General features: G+C 58.2%; 22 protein-coding genes and 1 pseudogene. 10 read left to right on the forward strand and 13 right to left on the reverse strand.

The window, feature by feature from the left end; translation table 11 throughout:
* The 3 genes from NKI96_RS14380 to NKI96_RS14390 all read left to right on the forward strand — a co-directional run.
* The coding region (locus NKI96_RS14380) for a TadE/TadG family type IV pilus assembly protein (protein WP_352804907.1) at nt 1–386 on the forward strand (386 nt) is incomplete at its 5' end.
* A 1,412-nt stretch (nt 387–1,798) separates the two neighbouring features.
* Nucleotides 1,799–2,044, forward strand: coding sequence for a hypothetical protein (locus NKI96_RS14385; protein WP_023708224.1), 246 nt, complete (start codon nt 1,799–1,801; stop codon nt 2,042–2,044).
* 703 nt (nt 2,045–2,747) lie between these two features.
* Nucleotides 2,748–3,122 carry a VanZ family protein gene (locus tag NKI96_RS14390; RefSeq protein WP_023709574.1) on the forward strand — a complete coding sequence of 125 codons (375 nt, stop codon included), beginning with the start codon at nt 2,748–2,750 and terminating at the stop codon, nt 3,120–3,122.
* A gap of 659 nt (nt 3,123–3,781) precedes the next feature.
* Here the strand turns inward: NKI96_RS14390 and NKI96_RS14395 are convergent.
* Nucleotides 3,782–4,054, reverse strand: a complete 273-nt coding sequence (locus NKI96_RS14395) for a hypothetical protein (RefSeq protein WP_023708226.1) — start codon at nt 4,052–4,054, stop codon at nt 3,782–3,784.
* Nucleotides 4,055–4,116: 62 nt separating this feature from the next.
* Nucleotides 4,117–4,266: a hypothetical protein gene (locus NKI96_RS14400; protein WP_245261115.1), complete on the reverse strand. Its 150-nt coding sequence runs from the start codon at nt 4,264–4,266 to the stop codon at nt 4,117–4,119.
* Between the two features lie 496 nt (nt 4,267–4,762).
* Here NKI96_RS14400 and NKI96_RS14405 point away from each other — a divergent pair, with 496 nt between their 5' ends.
* The 3 genes from NKI96_RS14405 (at nt 4,763) to NKI96_RS14415 (ending at nt 7,942) form a co-directional block, all read left to right on the forward strand.
* The gene (locus NKI96_RS14405; protein WP_023708228.1) at nt 4,763–5,005 is read left to right on the forward strand and encodes a DUF982 domain-containing protein; all 243 of its coding nucleotides are present in this window, start codon (nt 4,763–4,765) and stop codon (nt 5,003–5,005) included.
* 1,210 nt (nt 5,006–6,215) lie between these two features.
* Nucleotides 6,216–7,094, forward strand: coding sequence for a YihY/virulence factor BrkB family protein (locus NKI96_RS14410; RefSeq protein ID WP_352804910.1), 879 nt, complete (start codon nt 6,216–6,218; stop codon nt 7,092–7,094).
* Between the two features lie 563 nt (nt 7,095–7,657).
* The gene (locus NKI96_RS14415; protein ID WP_023708229.1) at nt 7,658–7,942 is read left to right on the forward strand and encodes a hypothetical protein; all 285 of its coding nucleotides are present in this window, start codon (nt 7,658–7,660) and stop codon (nt 7,940–7,942) included.
* Nucleotides 7,943–8,076: 134 nt separating this feature from the next.
* On the opposite strand, the gene NKI96_RS14420 is transcribed toward NKI96_RS14415, so the two are convergent.
* The 3 genes from NKI96_RS14420 to NKI96_RS14430 form a co-directional block, all read right to left on the reverse strand.
* Nucleotides 8,077–8,304 (reverse strand): KTSC domain-containing protein, encoded by a 228-nt coding sequence (locus tag NKI96_RS14420; RefSeq protein WP_081731378.1) that lies wholly within the window; start codon nt 8,302–8,304, stop codon nt 8,077–8,079.
* A gap of 43 nt (nt 8,305–8,347) precedes the next feature.
* Nucleotides 8,348–8,542, reverse strand: coding sequence for a hypothetical protein (locus tag NKI96_RS14425; RefSeq protein WP_155921714.1), 195 nt, complete (start codon nt 8,540–8,542; stop codon nt 8,348–8,350).
* Nucleotides 8,543–8,729: 187 nt separating this feature from the next.
* Nucleotides 8,730–8,918, reverse strand: coding sequence for a DUF3606 domain-containing protein (locus NKI96_RS14430; RefSeq protein WP_023822765.1), 189 nt, complete (start codon nt 8,916–8,918; stop codon nt 8,730–8,732).
* A gap of 124 nt (nt 8,919–9,042) precedes the next feature.
* Between NKI96_RS14430 and NKI96_RS14435 the strand changes: the two genes are divergently transcribed.
* The 4 genes and pseudogenes from NKI96_RS14435 (at nt 9,043) to NKI96_RS14450 (ending at nt 13,642) form a co-directional block, all read left to right on the forward strand.
* Complete coding sequence (locus tag NKI96_RS14435; RefSeq protein WP_352804913.1) at nt 9,043–10,023, forward strand: ATP-dependent DNA ligase; 981 nt, start codon at nt 9,043–9,045, stop codon at nt 10,021–10,023.
* Between the two features lie 1,327 nt (nt 10,024–11,350).
* A complete protein-coding gene (locus tag NKI96_RS14440) occupies nt 11,351–11,563 on the forward strand; it encodes a DUF768 domain-containing protein (protein WP_023822769.1) in 213 nt (70 codons plus the stop codon).
* 194 nt (nt 11,564–11,757) lie between these two features.
* Nucleotides 11,758–12,460, forward strand: a pseudogene (locus NKI96_RS14445) (IS30 family transposase); the annotation flags it as partial.
* A 642-nt stretch (nt 12,461–13,102) separates the two neighbouring features.
* Nucleotides 13,103–13,642, forward strand: a complete 540-nt coding sequence (locus NKI96_RS14450) for a hypothetical protein (RefSeq protein ID WP_023822772.1) — start codon at nt 13,103–13,105, stop codon at nt 13,640–13,642.
* A gap of 20 nt (nt 13,643–13,662) precedes the next feature.
* On the opposite strand, the gene NKI96_RS14455 is transcribed toward NKI96_RS14450, so the two are convergent.
* From NKI96_RS14455 to NKI96_RS14490, 8 genes are all read right to left on the reverse strand, one after another.
* Nucleotides 13,663–14,256, reverse strand: coding sequence for a hypothetical protein (locus tag NKI96_RS14455; RefSeq protein WP_023708243.1), 594 nt, complete (start codon nt 14,254–14,256; stop codon nt 13,663–13,665).
* Nucleotides 14,253–14,852, reverse strand: coding sequence for a L,D-transpeptidase (locus NKI96_RS14460; RefSeq protein WP_031198865.1), 600 nt, complete (start codon nt 14,850–14,852; stop codon nt 14,253–14,255). Before NKI96_RS14460 ends, NKI96_RS14455 begins: the two co-directional genes overlap by 4 nt.
* On the reverse strand, nt 14,836–15,999 hold the full coding sequence (locus NKI96_RS14465) for a CpaE/TadZ family protein (RefSeq protein WP_023822774.1): 1,164 nt from the start codon (nt 15,997–15,999) through the stop codon (nt 14,836–14,838). Before NKI96_RS14465 ends, NKI96_RS14460 begins: the two co-directional genes overlap by 17 nt.
* A complete protein-coding gene (locus NKI96_RS14470; RefSeq protein ID WP_023822775.1) occupies nt 15,996–16,631 on the reverse strand; it encodes a TadE/TadG family type IV pilus assembly protein in 636 nt (211 codons plus the stop codon). The genes NKI96_RS14465 and NKI96_RS14470 overlap by 4 nt, the downstream gene beginning before the upstream one ends.
* Nucleotides 16,625–17,122 (reverse strand): TadE/TadG family type IV pilus assembly protein, encoded by a 498-nt coding sequence (locus NKI96_RS14475; RefSeq protein ID WP_023822776.1) that lies wholly within the window; start codon nt 17,120–17,122, stop codon nt 16,625–16,627. The genes NKI96_RS14470 and NKI96_RS14475 overlap by 7 nt, the downstream gene beginning before the upstream one ends.
* A gap of 4 nt (nt 17,123–17,126) precedes the next feature.
* Nucleotides 17,127–18,605 carry a TadE/TadG family type IV pilus assembly protein gene (locus tag NKI96_RS14480; RefSeq protein WP_031198868.1) on the reverse strand — a complete coding sequence of 493 codons (1,479 nt, stop codon included), beginning with the start codon at nt 18,603–18,605 and terminating at the stop codon, nt 17,127–17,129.
* A 70-nt stretch (nt 18,606–18,675) separates the two neighbouring features.
* On the reverse strand, nt 18,676–18,957 hold the full coding sequence (locus tag NKI96_RS14485; RefSeq protein ID WP_023822778.1) for a hypothetical protein: 282 nt from the start codon (nt 18,955–18,957) through the stop codon (nt 18,676–18,678).
* 4 nt (nt 18,958–18,961) lie between these two features.
* The gene (locus NKI96_RS14490; RefSeq protein WP_352804919.1) at nt 18,962–20,407 is read right to left on the reverse strand and encodes a type II and III secretion system protein family protein; all 1,446 of its coding nucleotides are present in this window, start codon (nt 20,405–20,407) and stop codon (nt 18,962–18,964) included.
* Nucleotides 20,408–20,442 lie beyond the last annotated feature (35 nt).

Consider the following 20,442-nt stretch of genomic DNA (forward strand, 5'->3'; position numbering starts at 1 on the left):
GGTGGCGCCGTGACTGCTCCGGCGCAGCCGGGCTGGAATTCGCCTTGATCGCGCCTTTCCTGGTGATGCTTTTGTTCGGAATCTTAGCCTTCGGCTGGGCCATGAATGCCGTGTCGACCGTCCGCTATACACTGGAAACCTCTTCCCGGGCGCTGCAGCTGAACAACACGCTTTCGCAGAGCGACATCCAGGCCATCGCCACGCAGAAATTGGTGAACCTGGGTCTGCAGAACGTCATTGTGTCGATCGCGATCGATCCTGCCAGCGGCGGCTTCAAGATGGCGCATCTGACCGCCAGCTATGCCTTCGTCATCGCTTTCCCGTATTTCGACCAGTATCCGATAAATTACGCCACGACCGTCACGGTGCCCCTGGTTGCCAGCTAGGATACGGCCGGCTTGGTTGAGTTGGCGGCCCTGTATTCAGCTTCCCAAGGCAATGCGTCGAATTCGGGCTTGTGCCCCGCTTCACGGTAGGCGGCCTGAGTGAGGAAACCTGCTTTGTCCCGCTCCACAACGCAGACAAACGGCGGATTCCCCGGGCACCTATAGACGCCTACAGCTTTTTCCATGCAACAGGTGTGCTACGGGTGCTCGAAGATGTCCTCCTTCATTGCGATGACAGAACAATAGAGAAGATCTAGCGGTCCGGCATCACTGAAGGGTGCGGGTTGGTAAATTCGTACAACTCTTTTCATTGCGGAGAGAGTTTCGGCGAGCTTATTAATGTGTCGTTTGCCATTGCCTTTTCTGGGAGGCTGCGATGGTTGCAACGCCCATAGATATCGCTCGAGCGGCCACTACGGCCACCTTGCTGATGCGCCAGAAGTCCATGGCGGAACCCGCCACATTTCGCCGGGACATATCAATCGCGCAGGGCCATCCGAGCCTCACGCGAACTGCTGAAGCGCCTTCGTCAACGTCGTCACGACGTGGCGCGAGGCTGGGAAGATGCCGACCCGTCTACTGTTGCCGTCTCCGCGTTTCAAGCCGACGTTCTCCGCTCTGCATTACGAGGCCTAGTAGGGGAAAGGGGTGCGCCTGAGTGTCAATGGCGCGATTTCGCTAAGGCCCTGGTGCGCGATTTCACTGGGTGCGAGCTGATCGAAACTGGCTTGGTGGATTGGATCGTCAGCAAGTAGCCGCTGCCCGCCAGCGGCCCAGCAGCCGTCTGCGGGGACTTTGCAGCGGGCGCGCTGGGCCTGACCGGTGGGGCGGTGTGGAATCCGCCGGCTGGCGAACGTATGCGCCTCCTGCCAACGCCAGCGAAACATCCAAACGAACGAGGCGATCTAACCGCGATCCAAGGCTAACACATAGGCCGATAGCAAAGGCTTATAATCGCTGAGAGAACGAAAATGGCCGACGCCATGGTTGGGGAACCCGGGTGGGTAGGCGCCGGCCACAAGCGGAACAGGCCCGCCGCACCACACACATGGCTGATTTGTCATCACGTGGTTATGGTGTGATCGCGTAGGGCTAGACCAGCGGAACCTAGTAAACGCCGCTTAGTAAGCGATCCTCGACGCGATCGTTCATCGCCACGACGACTTGGGAAACTTGACGGTTGCAGCCCTCTGCCATGTCGAGCTCAAGTCATGAACAGCGGCCCTCCGATCATGAGCAGGCATGCGCCCATCCTACCATATCGCGCTCCCGGTTTCGCAAGGCGCAGCAGCAAGGGGGAGGCGACCAGAGCCGATGTGAAGGGACTAGCCAAGCTAATATTCGCTTGCGCTAATTTAAATGTGCCGTAACGTCATGCTCAGCATTTTTGGGGAGGAGCAACGGTGGGGAGTATGATGAGAGTAGCTGTGTTTTGCGCGGCGATCGTGATCGCTGGGACTGGTGTCGCTATAGCCAAGGAGAAGAAGGTGGTGGTGAGTGACGCCACGGACCTTTGCTCTACGAAGCACTCTGCCAAGAAGCAGGTGCTCGAACTGGACTGCAGGCCGACCGGAACCGCCAAATTGCCGGCCGGTGGAACGCCGGAAAAGCCGCGCCTCGGATACGACACCGATCCGTGGCTGGTTAAAGGCCTTTAGACACCAGGCGACGGCAACACAGTGCGGCTAACGGGAATGTGCGCTGGCGGTGAAGCCTTCTTTGTTCTCTCGTCGGTGGAACATTGTCGCCTGGAAACGCTTCGGACGGTGCACTGCCCCATCAGTGCAACGTTCCCTTCCTTGTTTGCACTGGCCGGCTGCCGAAAGGTGGCCGGCTTTTTTGCATATAACCGCGACCTGATGTTTGGAGCTTGTTGATTGGACAGCAGCGAGTGGCCGCTGCTGGCTTAGCGTCCAGGATTGGAATCTGTAAAGGCGAGATCACCGAGGCAGGGATGACCAGTTTCGTCTGTTAGCCGCGACGCCGACGAAATTGAATTCAGAAGGGCGTCGGCCGGGCTGCACAGCCGGGCCAAGGCTGGAAAGAGTTCCGCTCCCGCCCAGCCGTGGCCAGCACGATACGCATCGCACCTGCGCGCAAGCCGTACCAATGGCCCGCCTATTCCGCCGCGCCTTTTCGGCAGGAAACCCTCGGCCTCATCACAATGGAGGGCGAAATTCGCACCGCCCTATGGAACCATCCAGAGTGACATAGGCTGTTTCATGGAACTTGCTGATGACATCAGGAGGCCCTGTTAAGCATGCCAGTTGTTCGCGCTCGAAGCTCAGATGCAGGTTGGAGCTCTGCCTACTGCACCAGTATGGCAAGCGAGAACTAGGAACCGGGAGTGCTACGAATAGATTGCCGCAGTCGAGCTTTTATCAGAGCATGGCAAGGGCTGCCTTTCTCTCCACGTTGGCAGTCGTCCTGCTGCTCGCGCTATTGCCAGACCACTTGCTGCACGCCCTCGGATTGGCCTTTACGTCTCATCACGACAAGCTCAACCACGCCGCCGCGTTCGCCACCTTGTCGGCTTTGGGTAGCCTCGGCTGGCCCCAACAGGTGGTCCGGCTGGCGGTTCTACTTGCTTTAACGGGCGCAGCGATCGAAATCCTTCAATGCGTCACAGGGCGTGACATGAGTGTCTTCGACTGGTTTGCCGACTGCGCCGGAATGGCATACGGGCTGAGAACCATGAGCTGGCTAAAGGAGATTCTAGGGGAACCGGTTATTTGATCGCCACAGGCTCCGCCTTACCGCCGCCGTCTTGGCCCACTTGCCAGCCTCACGCCCGGGGCCGCCTTCGAACCCTCGCTATTTTCAATTTCCGACGCAAAGGCCGACAGCAAGGCGAATGGGTCTCGGGCCGCTCACCATTTAGACTTAGGTCCGATTCTTTCGAGCAAATGGCCGAACCCGGAAACATTTCTCCTTGTACTTTGTTGCAGTGGCCGTGCCGCTGAGGAGAACATGCACAGTGCCTCTATCAAATGAACTGCGCGACGTACCTTTAGAATTCCAATGCCCCTCCTGTTCACGCCCTATGGTGAGAAGGGGATCCTGGCTGAAAACGATTGCCGGTTTCAAATGCGATAGCTGCAGGTCCAGAGTGCGGCTCGGCTACGAAGAGAAGGTGGCCATATTCGACCGGCACCTTAAGCGAGGCGCGCCGGATCTGGGCCGACGACCAATGGAGTGCGATCCCGGCAACAATTCCTGAGAGTGTGTCGGCAATTCAAGCTCCAACTGCTTGCGGTCTGCCGCAAGTCCAAGCTTTCATCTGGTCGCAGGGTCAGGCGGCTCTTTCGTCCGTACGGAACCGATGATGGCGAGAGGTTTCGATGCGGTCGGAGCACCGAGCAGGTCGACACGTTTTTCGTAGCGACCACCAATCTCTAGCTGACCGCTTCGACGCTCTGACGAGGTGCGAGCAACTTGATCTTCAATAGTCTTTTTCGAGCCAGCATGCTCGCCGCCTCTGCGATACGGTCTCCGTAAGCATCGGCGACGAATGATAGCGTCGACAGGTCAATAATGAGGTCGTCGATCGCGCCCGCCAAGACACTGGACCCGCGCCCAAATTGATGCACCAGCGCCCGCACTTCCTTAAGTGCCGTCGAGGCTTCACCCGCATCCAGCAGCGCCTCGATGTCATCGAAAACCTGCATCCCGACCCTCCCGCTTTAAAACGGTGGCAATTTCGCGCGAAAAGAAGCGCCTGCCAAGGTGCTCACGCTCGAAGGCGGCTATTGGCGGGCCTGACCGTCCCGGCCTTTTTGGGGATCACAATAGCCAGTTTGCCGGACCCAGCATTTTCCTTATCATGGAAGGTTTGGAAGTTCGCGCCTGCGACGTTGCGCCATTGGATCAACCCGTCCATGGGACGATCATCAGGCCTCTGCTCGAAAAGCCGGGTATAGAACTCCTCCGCTTTGTCCATCCTTGCCGTGGCGAACGGCGTAAATTCCTTGGATTTGCATCCACATGCCTCGTGCAAATTGATTCCACCAATAAAAGGGCATGGGCGGGTTCCGTTCCGAAATGCGGTGTTTGCGGCAACCTGCTTTGTACGTTTCCGACTCTTGCCTTTTTCGGAAAGTGACCCACAGAATAGCTGATGAGGTTCTATCTCTCTGGGAGGATGGGATGGACATTCAAGCACCCGTTCGGCCTACGCAGCAAACGGCCAAGGAGCTGGTCCGCGAGGTCCTGTTGGGCTCTCAACCCGGCGACATTATTTCCGTTTAAGCCACCATTGTAGCGGTCCGTGAGCGCGGCCGCGATGTTCTCGAAACTGACTGCCAGTTAGTCGAAATGATCATCAAATCAGCCTCCGTTTGGGGACTGTTCATCGCCTTTGACGTTCGAGAGGCGTGATGCCCCACCGTTGGTTCAACCCTCCGGTTTATGTGAAGACCGAGCGCCCGGGGCTTCGCCTTGGTGTGAACCGGGTTGATGCCGCCGCCGAGGAGCTCCTAAAGTGGTCCAATCGTGGCCCCAAGTGGCGGCTGGCGGCCGAGGCTTGCCTATCTGCGATCGATGGCAAAATGCCAGGTAATGACTTCCGGCTGCTGTTCGAAGCGGCAGCCGATGAAGAGGAGATGCTACTGCCGGATTAACAACGCTATACGGACGGGACCATTCCCGTCTGTTCGCGTTGGCGGTCGGCGAATTACTTGAACAATCTGACGCAAATGGCTGTGGCCATTGCTCTGTTTTGACCTTTGTGTTACCTATTGTGCTACCTAACGTCCTACAAATGGGGGCGCCAAAGCCAGCATCCCGACGTAGGTGGCCTCGCACTGCGGGCCAGCAGAGGTGTCCCCGATCAACATCGTAAATCCGCGTTCCCGAGCCTCCTTTTCGATCCCTTGAAGAATACCGGAAAGAACGGGTTCGCGATGTCCGACACCAGAACAATAAGCGCATCGGAACGACCCCGGCGAAAATCAATAGCTTGTCGATTGAACTGAAATCCGATCGACCTTGCAGCCTCGTTCACGCGGGTTCGGGTATCCTCCTTCACGTCGCCTGTACGCTCGAATTTCTGCTTTTGAGGCGCTTAGCCGACTGGCGGCTCATCACGAGAGCGGTCCGGCAGCTTTAGGAGTAGTCGATTTGTAATATGGGTGCCAACTATTCGTCCCAATTGGGACAGGCTGCGGCCGGCAAGCTGCGCCTAGGTCTCCCAAAAGGCTCAGGCGCTGGCATCGGAAAAGGGGCGGCTGCTAAATTCTGAATGACCGATATGAGGCGCATGCGGTCCGGCAGTATAGGGAACGAGAGCAGAAGGTCTGCTTCTGGTGCAAACCAGCGGAAAGGCGCCATTCCGCTGGTGGCGCGATCTTGGCCGCAACGACGTTGGTTGCCGCTGCCTGAAAGCAGACACGGTGATACCGCGTTGGCAGCTTTGGCGCCTCAGAGCGATATTGAGGCTCAGGACGGTTTTAATCTCACCTCGCGACCAATCAGCTTGGAAAAGCGGCATAGTCCGGATGCTCGTACCCCCAGCGGCCGGCGGAGATCGCATGATGCACGCCAGCTTCCTGCGCCGCCTCCAACACCTCCTCCGTGCTGTTGTCCTTGTCGGTGCAAACGAGCCAGCCTCCGCTTCTATGGTTTCCGAACGAATTAAAATGATCTTGAGAAAACCATTATCAAATGCGCGCCCGAAATGGGGGCGAAGGCGATGCCAGCGCATCGGAGCGGAAGTTCTATGCCGGCGACCCTCCGCGGAAGTCGGTGCGAAAACTCCTGCCACAGCCCGCAACCGGAACGTCAGATGTGCTGGTGCATTGCTAGTGAACGCCAATTCGACTGGGGCGCAAAATGCATCGCGCGATCACAAATGCATGGGCAATGGTGCGAGAAGCCGTCGTTGGGTTCGTCAACGACAATGCTCTCAGCCATGGCGCAGCAATCGCTTTTTATGCCACAACATCGTTGGCGCCAATTCTGCTCATCGTGGTTGCAATTGCGGGTCTCGCATTCGGTCACGAGGCAGCGCAAGCGGCATTGTCCGCCCAAATCACAGGGATGATGGGTACAGAAAGCGCAAACATCCTTCAAACCGCACTGAAGAGCGCATCCGAAAAGCCATCCGGCGGCACCTGGGCGGCGGTGATCGGCATCATCACCTTGCTTGTGAGCGCTTCCGGGGTCTTCGGCGAAATACAGCAGTCTTTGAACATGATATGGAAGGTCGAAGCGCAGGGCAGTTCGTTGTCGCGCCTGGTGCGCGCACGTGCGGTAAGTCTGGGACTGGTCACCGCACTTGGCTTCATGTTGCTCGTCTCTCTAGTCGCGAGCGCGGCGATTTCGGCCCTAGGCAACCTCATCAGCGCACAGTTGCCGTTCGGGACACTTGTCCTGGGCGTTATCAACGCGGTCGTTTCTTTTGTCCTCCTCGCAGCTATTTTCGCTGCCATCTTCAAGATCTTGCCTGATCGAACCCTGGAATGGCGGGATGTCTGGATTGGCGCTGTTGTGACCGCTGCCCTGTTCACGCTCGGGAAATCGCTTATCGGTTGGTATATAGGCTCCAGCGCGGTCGCGGCCTCATATGGGGCCGCCGGTGGGCTGCTCGTCATCCTGTTGTGGGCTTACTACTCGGCGGAAATTTTTCTTTTTGGTGCGGAAATCACTCGCGCCTACTCCATTCGACACGGCAGCAGGTCCGATCAGGAAGCTGTGCTTCACAATGCTTGACCTGCAAGACATGCCACTATCGCCGGCTGATCCCCGGTCCTGATCGCGTACTCTGATCAGGTCTAGGCTCGCCGGGATCGAGGTGGTTGGGGTCTTCGCCCGGCGAGCTGTCCACCTGCACGGAAAGTACTGGCCGTGGGTTTGCCCATCAGCCGTGACTTATCCAATATCGGTGCGGTTAAGCCCCACAAGCACGCCCAAGTGCTGGGGGGCTTTTTTGGGTCAGTCGGGAACATCCTCGCCCTGAGGCTGTTCAGTCACACCCGGCTCGTTCTTAAGCGGTCCTGCCGGTGACCAAGATGGCCCCTCACTCATCATGGTCGGCCCGCGCTCGGAAGCAAGCGCGGGCCATCCCTGAACAAGTCCGGGGCAACCGGCCAGGCAATTGCAGCATCGATGGTGGCCGGCCGCCTTGACCGAACTTGCGGGCCAATTCCTCCTAGGTTGACGACGAAATATCGGTAGCAATTTCTACAATTTTCAATTTGGCTGGAAACCCTTTCTACCCGCAAGCGTTGAATTAGCACGGCTGCATTAAAGCAGTTGCATTCGGAGGAATTTTGATGAATTCGAAAATGCTCATTCTCGGCGCGACATTTGCCCTTATGACCGGATCGGCCTTTGCCGGCAATTCCACTGGCACGTCTGCGCTCGACGATCCTGCAAGAATGTCTCCTTTCTTCACGGACAGCAGCATGAAGACCATGAAGTCTGAGGCCGAAGCGAAAACCGCTTGGTCGGCTATGTCTCAGGAGGATAAGGACGCGGTGATGAAGGACTGCGCTGACGCAGATATTGCGAAGGCCCATGAGAACTTCTGCAAAGCTGCGATGATGATGGGCAAATAGGCCCAGCACCTAGCTTAATATAATACGCGCCCGCTGGCCCCGGCCGGCAGGCGTTTTCATTTGCCCTCGGACCCTGGGCCAATTCGCACAGTTGCTCCCCTTGGATGGCGCGGGCCACTCGATCTGAGACTCTGTCAATCGCCCGTCGGGCCTGATGCCCTCCATGGCGCAAGCCGGAATGCATAACGATTGCGGATGTGGCTGTTAAAATAGACTCCCTTGGCAAAGGCAGCTTTGAACGCAGCAACGGCCTCAGCAGGTACGTCCAAGAACTCGTAATGCTTCCCGCTCGCTACAAACCAAACCGACAGAACCCTAGTGTTGGGGTCATATTCGAACTTGCGTATCGAGGTCGACGGCATGGTATGCCATTCAAAAACTCAGCTAGCCGAGTTGGATCGCCAGCTACAGGCTGAAACTGTATTCGAATATGTGGCCGCGCTTTTCGTCGGCAACCCTGATCCAGATGGGCTCGCTGGTGCGCAGAGTGACTTCGCGCTCTGTCGCTTCCCGCGCCGCCCTGATCGGCGTTGTCGCATGGACGATGTGGGTAGCCGTCACGGTATCGCCGTCCATTTCCTCAACGTGGAATTTCGGCACTTTTGGTCCTAAGCGTCCAGTTCGAGCGGCTCGTGCTCCGGATCGGCATGATAAGTGACCTGGCGAAAATCGCGCATATCAATCTGTTGCCCGCAAACAGGGCAGGGGAGGAAATGCGCGAGTTCGCTCGCGGGCGGTCCTTCATGTCGGTGCCCGATTAATGGTCTGCCGAGATCAGATAGCCTGGTCATTGTTTCCGCAGCGCCTTGGCTACCCGCTCTAAAGTCTCGCGTTGGTTGCCGTGCTTCGCGATCAGCTCTTTGACCTGCTGGGGTGTGATGCCGGTCTTTGTTGCGAAATATTCAACTTCATAATCCTCATCGGCCGAGACACGGTCCCGATCGCGAAAATCCCGCTTGGTCTTTTCATCGGCCATATCGTTTCCTCCTTCCCTCATCCCGCAACGTCGAGTTGACGTGTTTGTTGCACCAAAAGGCTGATTTCCGGTTTCGGAACTATTTTAGCTTAATCTTATTGAATCGCGGAGGGTGGGTCAGTGCATGCGTTTGAAGTTCATCGAGCCGTTGATGCCGACCCTTGTGGAGAAGCCTCCCGAGGGTGGAGGCTGGACCCACGAGGTGAAGTTCGACGGCTACCGTTCCCAGATGATCATCGATGAAGACGGCACACGCATTTATACGCGCAATGGCCACGACTGGACTGCGAAATATCGCGACATGGTGAGAGAGGCCAAGCGCCTTGGTGCCAAAAGCGCCATTGTCGACGGCGAGATAGTCGTTCTGAACGACAGGGGCCTTTCGGACTTCGCAGCGCTGCGCAAAGCCATCACCCGCCGGCAACACGACTTGTATTTTGTTGCCTTTGATCTGCTTCATCTTAACGGCCACGATCTGCGCGATAAGGCGCTAGAGGAGCGGCGCGAGATCCTGGCCAGCATGATCGAGCTCGGCGGGCGCATTCAATTCAGCGAGCCGCTGCCGGGCGAAGCGAAGGCCATCTTTCACTTGCTCGACAACGCTGGACTTGAAGGCATGGTGTCGAAGCGGAAGGACAGCAAATACTGCAGCGGTCCCTCGACCAACTGGCTGAAGGCCAAGTGCTATGCGATCGACGAGTTCGATCTGCTCGGCGTCGAGCGTGAAGCGGGCAAGCCGGCTTTCGCTCTGATGGCTGAGCGCGGCACCGGGCGTTATGTCGGAAGCGCATTCGTCACCTTGAACCGGGAAATGCGCGAGAGGCTATGGAAACGCGTCCAAGAGCACTCAGGCACGGCGCCCAAGGGCATCATGAAGCGGCCGGCCACGCAATGGGTCAAACCGGGGCTGATCGGCCGCGTGAAGCACCTGCGCGGCGAGGACGACCTGCGTCATGCCTCACTGCAGGAATTTCCGCGAGGAAGATTGAACGCTATATCGGGCCATGCCAGCAGCAGATCGCCTTACCGTCCGCTTCGCCTATCAACGAGGCTTTCAGGTCGTCGACGGCAGCGCAATTCTTCAGACGTTCGAGAAGCAGGATGAGGCGTTCAATTTCGTGCTCGGCCGGGGTGCTCGCGTGTGGCTGGCCTGGTCGAGGACCGTCATAGGAGGGCAGACGGCGCCCTTCGATTTCGCCGCAGCTTTCCAGCAGGAGAAGGTCGGCCGCATCCTGAAGACGATGCTACGGCCCAGCCGCAGGCACTTGGTTCTGGACCTGCCATGACGGCGGCGCGTGCGGAACAGTCAAAACGAAAGATGAGGCTGTTGTTGGAGTCGAGCCGGCATTCACGCGGCGCATCGCCGGGGCAAATCTACACTACCCAGCCAGCACCATTCCAAAGCCAACACCTAGGCCGATAGCGAGGCCCATGAACAGCTTGCCTGCCATACCGATGGCGAAGGCGCGCGGACAGGGCACCACACCTCCTGGCGGGGCTCTCTGAGGGCGTTCGCGATATCATCGAAGATCGCTTCCATGACCCCAGATTCTAGATCCAAATCGCGAATATTTGAATCCCCGGTTCGTTCCGTCAAAGTCTGACGGTCAGGCGAGCGCCCTGGAAAGCACGTGCAGTAACGGTTGATTCAACCATTGCTGGTAAATTGTGGAATGTGGGTGGCGGCTCCGACAGTTCGGGGTGGAACTCAATGCCGAAGCCGCCTGCGCAGCCAAGGTTGGGGTTTGACCGCGCCGTCCTATAATGGGACAGCGCGGTCAACGATTCGTTAAAACGTTCTGGAACTAATTAAGCACGCGCTAATTGACTCGCGGTCTCGGGAGTCAGTGCATATGCGTGAAGTTCATTCCTCCGATGGAGCCGATTTTGGCGGGACAGGCCTCCCGAGGGCATTGGACAGCGTCACGTACCGGCCGCCGTCTTCGTCTTCCCTCTTCCTAGAGATCCGCCATTCGTTGGGCGAATGGGTTGTTCGCCTCATAGGGAGGAACGGTGAAACCTATTCCCGAGCATTCGAATATGAAGCAGATGCCGTGGCTTTCGCCGGCGATCAGTCTTCTCGTCTAGGATTGGAAGCTCGCCCCAAGCGAGCAACTTGACGAAATCAGCGAGCGACGCGCTGAAGCAGAGCGAGACTATCTGTTTCGCGGTCTCGTCGGTCTCGTGTTCGAGCATTCCGATCATGGATTTCGCGCCGATCACTGGCCACTGTCGTGCATCATCTTTCAGTATGATCGATGACGCCTGTTCGGGGGTGGTATCATCCTCCAGGCCGAACTCACGGACTCCGATGGGGGTTCTTGCCTTACATCTCACACATGGATTTTCGGTGCGAAGCCAATTCAAAGCCTAGTCTATGACGTCGCCACCGAACAGCCGGAACCTAAGCGCCTAATGGAGCTTAAGGCTCCATGAGTACACGCGGTATAAATTTCCTCGATCGCTGGATCGGCAACAATCTCCCCGAAACGGGGAAGGCCGACACGGTTTCGATAAGCGAGTACACACACAAATTGTACGCCGGCAATAAGGCGCTCGGGATCAGGCGCGAAGAGATCGACGAAGAAGTTGACAGCCTATATCGGACGCTGGTCGATGCTGTGGTGCACTTGATCCTGGCTTGACCGAATGAGTGTTCGCGGAAGGAAGTTTCTCGACAATGGGTAGCCGGACAGTTGCCCATTGTGGCGCGGGGCGATCCGGTCGCCGCAAGCGACTTGGCAGATGAGGCTCATGCCAGTCGGCAGCAAAGGCTGAGGATGTCAGCAAAGACAACGACAAAGCAAGAAACAGCTTTTTCATAGGTGATCTCCGAGAGTACCCGGGCGATCCCATCATGCGGATATCTCATGAAGCGATCTGTCGCAGTCCTGTTCATCCAGTCGCGAGGGGTGCTCAAGAAGGAACTGACCGCGCATTTGCGCACCAGACGACAGATGCGCCTCGCCAAAGGCGCACAGAGCCAAACGGGGCAAGGACAAATCCTCGATAGGTCCCCATCCGCGAGCGCCCCGCCGAGGCGGTGGATCGTGCCATACCAGGCCATTGGGAGGGTGATTTGCTCGCCGGTGAGAACGACACCAACATCGCCACCCTCGTCGAGCGACACAGCCGGTTCACGATGCTTGTGAAGTTGACCAGAAGGGACTCGGCGACCGTCGTTGCGGCTCTCGCCCAAAAGATCGGCACATTGCCCGAAGAGTTACGACGCTCGTTGAGTTGGGGGCCAGGGCAAGGAGATGGCTCGTCACAGGAGCTTTTACCGTTGCAACCGACCTACAGGTCTACTTCTGCGATCCGCGCAGTCCCTGGCAACGCGGCAGCAACGAAAACACCAACGGCCTGCTCAGGCAGTATTTCCCCAGGGCAACCAACTTTCCCAAGTCTCGCAGGACCAGCTCGACGCCATCGCTCTGCGTCTCAATCAGCGCCCCCGAAAAACCCTGGACTTCGAAACGCCGGCCGAGTACGGAACGTGTTGCGATGACCGGTTGAACCCACCGCCTCATATCGGCCGTTGAGGCAAACCTTGCCTTGGTCTGGAAGTGAACGGTTTTGAATAGGATCTATGGGTGAGATCTTGCCTCCCAATCTCGTCGCTGGAAGCTTCATGGTTCCTCTGAGATCCATTTGACCTCGCGGCCGCGTCAGGAGCTGGAGCTAGGAGATGACGAAGGGTTGTCCTTAGGAAAGCTGAGGACGGGCAGGGCGCAGGCTCGAGAATCGTGATCGGGTTTACATCGGCGGGTCGCGACGTTGGAACCACTTCGCGGATTGAACGTTGCGAGCAGATGATCAGACGATTTGCCTACGCCCTTATCCTCGTTCAAGTATCTATGGCGACTGCGCTCGCCACGCAGGTATTCCTGTCGACCGCAGACGAAGCCGGTAACGCAGAACGCTCGCTCGCGACGGCGCCAGGCGAAGATCAGCGATGCGCCAAGGCGATGTGGCCCAATATTCCGGAACGATGTCTGCAGCGAGCCGAGCCTAAGGTGGTTACGCTCGTCCTCAGCCAAAACAACTAATGGCTGCGCCATACGCGAACGGCTCTTGCAGGCTGCCATGCCCGACTGGCCGCGCCACCACAGAATCACCACCGCTCCGTTAAGCCTCGCGTAATCTCTGCAATCTATGTTGAGGGCAAGATTGTGGAGGGTGACATGAAGCGCAAGTCGATAATGCTCTTTGCCTTCCCAGCTCTGATCCTGCTGATCTTGGCAGGGGAGCGCATGGCGACTTTCTTGCTGGGAGCATATCCGGCCAGTCCCACAATGTGGCGGTTTTGGCTTGAACTAAGGCCGCTGTCGACGATATTCTGGCAACAGGTCGATCTTTATCTCGGGTCGTCGATGGTCGTTGATGCCTCCATGCTGGCAGCCGCGTCGATCGTTTGCTGGTCGGCGTGCCGCACACGAAGGTCGGCTGCCTTCTTCTTTCTTGCCAATCACGTCGCCCTGCTTTTCGCCGGGTTGATGATCGCCGTCACCAGCCATTCCGAAACAGCGAGCACGATCGCCTCATTCACGGTACCCGGGGGGCTTCCCTTCTCGCTAATGGTCGATTTCACCTTGAAGAACAGCCTTGTACTGGTTCTAGGTCTGACAGCATGCGCCTACTGTCATGTTGTCTTTCTCAGGGAAGCTCAAGAGCGATCCGGGGCGCTGGCCGCGAGGCTTGTTGCTCTGCAGCGAGATCTCTAAGGCAGCCCATTTTTCCGACGTTAGTTGATCTTCCGGTAGTAAACCTTGCCGTCGGCCTGCTCTATGCGCTGGTAGTCGGGGCTTGGGGCAGGCGCTGCAGCTGCAATCCTCCTTTTGGGCGGACGCGGTGTATCGACGACGCTGGGCTCGGTGGCGTCTTCACCATCGAGAACAGCAGGCGCCTCCGCCATGCTGCTGGTCGTGTCGACGGAAGGTTCCGCTGCGCTTGACGTGATTTCGTCATGGACAATAGGCTGGTTCTGTTCCAGCCGGGCTATGCTCCGGTTGATTTCGCCAAAGCTGCTCTGCAATTGAGTGTCCAGTTTTTCAAATCGGCTCTGAAAACCGTTGTTGACCGTGTCCAACCGGCCGCCGATTCGTTGTTCGAACGTCCCGAGTTCCTCCAGCCGCCCTTCCAAAAACCGCATATCGCTGATACCGCGGTAGAGATAAACTGCGGCTACCATATTCACCAAAGTGAGCAGGGACGTGCCGATGATGACCGCGCCGATAATGCTTTTGTCGCTCGGTTTCACAACGGCAGCTTGCTCTCCAATGTGGGTTGCTGTCCCAATCTCGATTGCCGGCATGTCCGGTTCGCTGATCATCGTCATTGAACCACCACCTTTGCGCCGATCGCGACGCGCTTGAAGAGATCGACCACATCGGTGTTGGTAAGGCGAAAACACCCCGATGTTCCATCGAAGCCAACACCCTTGGGATCGTTGGTTCCGTGTATCCGATAGAGCGTGTCACGCCCGTTCCGAAGCAGATAAAGCGCCCTGGCGCCAAGTGGATTGTAAGGACCGGCAGGCACTATTTGCGGCAGGTCCGGCTGGCGGGCGCGCATTTCGCGGGGTGGGCGCCATTCCGGCCATTCGGTCTTCGCCCCCACCTCGACCACTCCGGTCCAGCCAAATCCGTCGCGTCCGACGCTGATCTGATAGCGAAGCGCCTGGCCTTGTCGGGTCACCAGATAAAGCGCTTTCTCGCCCTTGCGGATAACGATCGTTCCGGGCTGTTCTGTCGTCTCGAAGGCAACAGTCTTGCGCAGGCTGGGTCCCATTGCCGGCAGCGGCGGCCGATCCGAAAGTGGCGATCGTGCGCTGGCGAAATCCTGGACCAGCATCATCAGCGCAATGCTCATGACGCAGGCCAATCCCGGGCCAATCCGATACCTACTTGGCCGCCCCCTATTTGGCAGCGTCATCGAGCCGCTCTTTGAACATCCGCTTGAGGTCCTTGTTGAAGCGCGCACGTCCATCCACCTCGGCAGGCAGGATAGCACGGTTCAACGCATCGGTGAGAAGCGCATTGTCCAGCGCGACCGACTTGATGTGCGGCGCCTTGAAGATCTTTTCGAGTTCGCTGCGCGAAAAGTGGTTGCCGAACCATTTGCGCTTGTGCTTGTTGGCGACCAGCGTGATGCTGACAGCATTGCCACGCAACTCGCGGATCTTCTTGTAGAGCCGCTTGCCTTGTCGCAGCGAGGCAACGTTGAGTTCGAAGACGATGAAGATCTCATCGCTCGTCGACAGCACGGAATTGTGCCAGGGCGTCTCGATGTTAGGCAAATCGATGACGATGTCGTCGAAGCGGTAGGCGACTAGGTCCAGCAGCCGGAAGACAAAGTCACTGCCGTGCGGTTCGAAAGGCAATCGTGGCCTCTCGAAGGAATAGAGCGTCAGCCCCGACGGCCGCGAAAGCTTAATGACGTCCATCAGCTCGACGTCGAGCCTCTCAGGCTGGCCGATAATGCCGCCAAGATCGAACTGGTTGAACTGGTTGAGATAGGCGCCGCAATTGGCGCTCTGGAAATCGAGGTCGACCAGGCAGGTGGAAGCCCCGCGTTCCTTCGATTTCGACGCCAGGAATTCGGCCGCCGACAATGCAAGCGTGGTCGCGCCGGCGCCGCCGCTGGCGCTGATGAAGGTGATGATGCGGCTTTTCGTCCCCTGGTTGCCGGTGTCGTGGAAAGTCACTGCGTTGAGCAGTTCCTTGCCGTCGAGCGGCTTGTGCAGCCAGTCCGAAGCGTTCATGCGCACCAGCACTCGCGTCTGCTCCGACGACAGCTCGTCGGAGACCGCGATCAGCGGCACGGTCGCCCAAAGGGCGCGTGCTTCGACGATGCCCGGCCTGCCGAGCATTTCGCCATTGCCGAGGTCGAGAATGACGATGCCTGGGCGCGTATCCGCGGGAGGACCCCTGAGGAAATCGCTCGTCTCGGAAACCCTGACGTCGTAGATCGCCAGCGCGTCGAGCCGCGTCGCCACATCGCGCTTGAAATTCGGATCCGACGAGAACAGCGCCACCTGCTTTCGCTTGGTCGGTGTGACCTTGGTGTTGATGGCATTCATGGATAGCTGCTCTTCATGTCTTCGCCCGTGACCGTGCTCAGCATGGAGGGCATGGTGAGGTTTCCGAATCCGAGTAGTCCGCCCAGGAAGAAGAACTGGAATTGATGATTTACGATGCTGACCGTAATGGTCGGCACCGGTCCGTTCGGACGCGTCCAATATCCGAGGCCTGAGGCCTGGTATTGTATCCTTACCTCGGATTTTGGTAGCATCGGCAAGAACGTGTGCATTCCAGACCGGCTGCCGCTGCCAGTGTAAATGAAGTCAAAGGCAGCCTGACTTGCCGTGAGGTCCTGGCATGTAGCGCCCGTTCCGCAGGTGCAGGAGGCAACTCCCGCGGCACTAGCCGTGCAGATGTAATTATACGTGTTGGCGGGGACCGCTTTGCCGACGTCCAGCGAGTCGCCTGGCGTTTTTGCCTCGAGTGAGAGCCCGCTGGCGACCGGACCGGAAATTTGCGCCAGCCGTGCTCCGGCCTGCACTGCCTTGTTCGCGGCGTTCCATTGGTAGAAGGCATAGCCGAAGTCGACGAAGCCGAGCAGCAGCGTCAGCAGCAGCGGCATGGCGATGGCCATCTCGACCATCGTCGCGCCGGACTCGCTTGCCCAGAATTTGCGCCGCAGCATCACCATCCTAGAACACGCTCCTGATGGAATACCGATAGGCTGATCTGGCCGAAACCGAGATAAGACCAGAACCCTACACCCGCATACGGATATGATGTGCTGACCTGCACCACATCGACGTTGGCGGTGCTGCTGAGGTAGAGCTCAGTGCCGGTGCCGGAATCAATCGCTGGAGTAGATAATGACTTGCTTACGGTGACTTCGCCTGTGGTCCATCCCGTCACCCTTGCGCTGCCGCCAGATATGGCTCCATTCACTGCAAGGTTTTTTGCATACCCCGAACAAGTATCCCAGTCGCTGCTGCAGCGCGCCATATAGCGGGCCGCATCCTTTACGCCGGCGTCAAGGAGCATGCGTGTGTTCAGCATGTTCGAGAATTCGAACACGCCGGCGGCCAACAGCAGCACAAATGGTGTGACCATCGCCACCTCCACCAGGGCGACGCCATCCTCGTCGCCCTTGAAATGTCGAATGATTTTCCTGAGCGCGACCAGCATGGTTCTACCGGTAAAGCTGCGCTTCGTTGCGCTGAAGTTTCTTCAGCGTGCCTTGGCCGACGGTAGTGCTGATATCCTGGATCTCGCCGTAGATGTCGGCGTTAGGCGGACCACCGGCCGGTTCGGTGATGAACACGCTGGAGAAGGCCTGCACTGGCAGCGTTTGATTGCCGCCCTTGACCTGGTTGGCCACGCAGTCAATGATTGCAACATAGATTAGCCGACGGTCGGCGGTTTGCGTGGTTGTGTTGCACTGCGGCGGTGTCTTCTCCTGGCCGCTCTTCAAAGTTGGATTATCGATCTCATACTTATATACGCAGTACCGGCTGGGGCTGGCGCCGCATGCAGCCAACACGCCGGATGTGCTGGCATTGCCGTGGTTGACCGGCCAGTAGCTGTTTGCGGAAGTGTTGAAATCCCAGGAACCGTCACCGAGCACGCCCGCTTGTGTACAGCTCCCAGAGGTGAAGCAATTGTCCTTGGGGAGCTTTTTATAATTGCTTGCCTGTCCGCTGTTGGGGGCCTCATAGGTGCAATTGTTGCCAGTTTTCTTCGTTACCATACCCTTGCGAACATTCGGTGAGGGCGGCGCGCTGGAGGGGACCAGCTTGCCACTGTTGCCATTGGGAAAAATGTCGAAACGCGTGTTGATTCCGTCGTTTACCGGAGTAACGTTGCCTGGGCGGGTCTTGACCCCGTTCTGATCGTAGCAGGCGGGCGGGTTGGTCACCGCGAACATTTCCGTCAGTGCTTGCGCCGACTTGTCCCCCTCAGGCGAAGACAGAAACCCGTAATTGCCAGGCCCATATTGAGCGTTATTGCCGCCGGTCTGCTCCTTGAGCCAGATCATCGGCTTCTTTGTTCCAGACAGCGCCGTCTGCAGGGCGCCAAGCGACGCATAAGGATTGCAGATGAACATCGGCGTGAACTGACACAATGCGTTGGTGAACCCGGCAACCGCCTGCGGTTGTAAGTCCATCCTGTTGTTGCTGCCGACGAAGCTGGCTGGGAAGATGGTTTCGAAAGCGCCCGCGCCGTCCGCCAGACCGGAGGCGTTGATCGTCACCTCGGCAAATCTCACAGCCTTGGGGTCCGTGCTGGCCCAAGTCACCCCGTTGGAGTCGACGCCATCGGCGGTTAGCGTTGTGCTGTCACTAGCGGGAATCCCGGTCAAATACTTTACCGTGACGTCAGACAGAGCAAGCGTGTGGTCGCCTGCGGTCGAAAACTTCGTTGTGTTGGCGAGAAGATTGGCTACCGCCCGGTTGGCCCGGGTGATCGCATCCGAATTGCCGTCGAGTTCCGCCGCTGCTGCAAGCGCAAGCGCGTCCACACCTTTTTGAAGATCATTGTGCAGCCCAGTGGCGCGGCTCATGTCGATAGCTAGCAATGCGAGCCCAACGAGTGCCGGCAGCATGATTGCGACAAGAATCATCGCTATGCCGCGTTGATCATTCCAGAACGCCCTAATGGTCCCCAACATGACCTTACTCTCTGCTTCCTTTGCACCAGGCCCCTCGCTCGCCCGGCTCAATGCGACCGCATCCTTCTGTTCAATTCGCTCCGTTGGTCACACCCGACCCGCCGACATTGACCGTTATCGCTGGCGGTGGCGGTGGTGGCGGTGGAAATTTGTAGCCTTGGGCAACAGCGGCAGCCCGCGTGCCGTCGCCTTCGATATGTGTGTTCTTCGCGTTCGGATTGAACGGATCCACCGTCTGCAGCAGCGAATTGTATTTCTGCGTGTCGCCGGCGGCGAGCGTCACTGAATCGTAGTGGTTCAGATAGTCGGCGGCGCAGCCCGATAGGGCGCCGGCGCACAGAATGAGGATCAAGGCGCTATTTCTTGACATAGAGCATCTTGTCCTTCGATTTGAAGTCCAGCATGTGGCCATAGGGGCCAGTCACGCCGTCGCCCGTTTCGTATTTTCGGATCATGTCCTTGTTCACCTCGAGCTGACCGAGCACGAAGAATTCCGGATCGTTGGCCGGCCGTGTCTTGTCGAACGGGGTTGCCAGTTGTTCGCCGGGTTTCACCGGCCGCACGACGTGCGGCGTGACGATGACGACGAGTTCGGTCTCTTCCTTCTGGTTGCTCGAATTGCGGAACAGTGAGCCGATGACCGGAACCTGGCCCAGCCACGGCACCTGGTTCTGCAACTTGGTGGTTTTGGTGGACAGCAGTCCGCCGACCGCGAAGCTCTGGCCGTCGCGTAATTCGACGACGGTATCCAGCTTGCGGTTGGTGAAGATCGGGTCGCCGGCGGTGGTGAAGCCGGTGAGATCGCTGACCTCCGGCGCCAGCTTCATATGGATCTTGCCGTCGTCGAGTACGACCGGCGTGAACCGCAGATTGACGCCGAACTGCTTGTACGTGATGGTTATCTGGCCATCGGTGCCGATGACACGGATGGGCACTTCGCCGCCGGCGTTGAAGCTGGCCGGCTCGCCTGAAAGCGTCGTCAGGTTGGGCTCAGCCAGCGTGCGCACCACACCCTTGGCCTCGAGTGCTTCAATAATCAGGTCGACCTTGATGTTGCTGTCGATAACCCGGGTGATCAAAGCCGCAAATGGATTGCTGCCCGACAAGAGGCCGCTGAGCAGATCGCCCGGGCCAAGCACCACGCCATCTTCGTCGGCCGCTGCAACGCCCGTGCCTGTACGGGTTGTGCCGCTGCCATTTGTGCTCCTTATTGAAACACCGAGATCGCGGCCGGCGTTGCGCTTGGCCTCAAGCACGCGGACCTCAAGATTGACCTGCTGGCTGTCGTCGACAATGACGGAATTTATGATGGCATCGGGGCCATATTGCTGTGCCACTTCCAGGATCGATGCCAGCGTCGCGCCATCCTTGACGTGGCCGCCGAGCCTGACCTTGCCGTTGATCGAACCGATCTCGATGCGCGCCCTGGGCGCCACCTGGCGGATCGCCTGCGCCATGTCGCTGACGTCGACGCCGACTTCGATCTGGATGACGCCCAGCGAGCGCTTTTCCGGGGAGAAGAGATTCACCGTGGTGGTGCCGGCGCCCTTGCCGATGATATAAAGCGTCCGGTCGGTCATCGGCTGGGCATCGGCGATCTTCTCGTCGCCGACAACGATGTCGCCGAGATTGGCGCTCACCTGGAGCGTCACCGACTGGGACATCGGCAAGAAGATGCGATGGACGCTCGGGTTCGATACGTCGATGAAACGGTCGGCTGCCTCAGTCCCAAGGCTAGACGTCAGCAGCGCAGCCAAACAGGACAGTGTGGCCGCCGCTACCCTCATCCAAAACCCCTGCATCCCCATCTCCCAAACTGCTGCCGCCGGCAGCCCCC

Origin of the sequence: Mesorhizobium sp. M0292 (assembly GCF_040321695.1) — a bacterium.
Taxonomy (GTDB): Bacteria; Pseudomonadota; Alphaproteobacteria; order Rhizobiales; family Rhizobiaceae; genus Mesorhizobium.

Excerpts from the sequence above, each read along its gene's own strand:
- NKI96_RS14470 (WP_023822775.1), bottom strand. The coding sequence starts at position 16,631 with ATGGTGATGCTGCGGCGCAAATTCTGGGCAAGCGAGTCCGGCGCGACG.
- NKI96_RS14405 (WP_023708228.1), top strand. The coding sequence starts at position 4,763 with ATGCCCCACCGTTGGTTCAACCCTCCGGTTTATGTGAAGACCGAGCGC.
- NKI96_RS14430 (WP_023822765.1), bottom strand. The coding sequence starts at position 8,918 with ATGGCCGATGAAAAGACCAAGCGGGATTTTCGCGATCGGGACCGTGTC.
- NKI96_RS14410 (WP_352804910.1), top strand. The coding sequence starts at position 6,216 with ATGCATCGCGCGATCACAAATGCATGGGCAATGGTGCGAGAAGCCGTC.
- NKI96_RS14420 (WP_081731378.1), bottom strand. The coding sequence starts at position 8,304 with ATGCCGTCGACCTCGATACGCAAGTTCGAATATGACCCCAACACTAGG.
- NKI96_RS14440 (WP_023822769.1), top strand. The coding sequence starts at position 11,351 with ATGAGTACACGCGGTATAAATTTCCTCGATCGCTGGATCGGCAACAAT.
- NKI96_RS14435 (WP_352804913.1), top strand. The coding sequence starts at position 9,043 with ATGCGTTTGAAGTTCATCGAGCCGTTGATGCCGACCCTTGTGGAGAAG.
- NKI96_RS14465 (WP_023822774.1), bottom strand. The coding sequence starts at position 15,999 with ATGAATGCCATCAACACCAAGGTCACACCGACCAAGCGAAAGCAGGTG.
- NKI96_RS14475 (WP_023822776.1), bottom strand. The coding sequence starts at position 17,122 with ATGCTGGTCGCGCTCAGGAAAATCATTCGACATTTCAAGGGCGACGAG.
- NKI96_RS14480 (WP_031198868.1), bottom strand. The coding sequence starts at position 18,605 with ATGTTGGGGACCATTAGGGCGTTCTGGAATGATCAACGCGGCATAGCG.
- NKI96_RS14490 (WP_352804919.1), bottom strand. The coding sequence starts at position 20,407 with ATGCAGGGGTTTTGGATGAGGGTAGCGGCGGCCACACTGTCCTGTTTG.
- NKI96_RS14460 (WP_031198865.1), bottom strand. The coding sequence starts at position 14,852 with ATGACGCTGCCAAATAGGGGGCGGCCAAGTAGGTATCGGATTGGCCCG.
- NKI96_RS14385 (WP_023708224.1), top strand. The coding sequence starts at position 1,799 with ATGATGAGAGTAGCTGTGTTTTGCGCGGCGATCGTGATCGCTGGGACT.
- NKI96_RS14395 (WP_023708226.1), bottom strand. The coding sequence starts at position 4,054 with ATGCAGGTTTTCGATGACATCGAGGCGCTGCTGGATGCGGGTGAAGCC.
- NKI96_RS14415 (WP_023708229.1), top strand. The coding sequence starts at position 7,658 with ATGAATTCGAAAATGCTCATTCTCGGCGCGACATTTGCCCTTATGACC.
- NKI96_RS14400 (WP_245261115.1), bottom strand. The coding sequence starts at position 4,266 with ATGGACGGGTTGATCCAATGGCGCAACGTCGCAGGCGCGAACTTCCAA.
- NKI96_RS14450 (WP_023822772.1), top strand. The coding sequence starts at position 13,103 with ATGAAGCGCAAGTCGATAATGCTCTTTGCCTTCCCAGCTCTGATCCTG.
- NKI96_RS14455 (WP_023708243.1), bottom strand. The coding sequence starts at position 14,256 with ATGACGATGATCAGCGAACCGGACATGCCGGCAATCGAGATTGGGACA.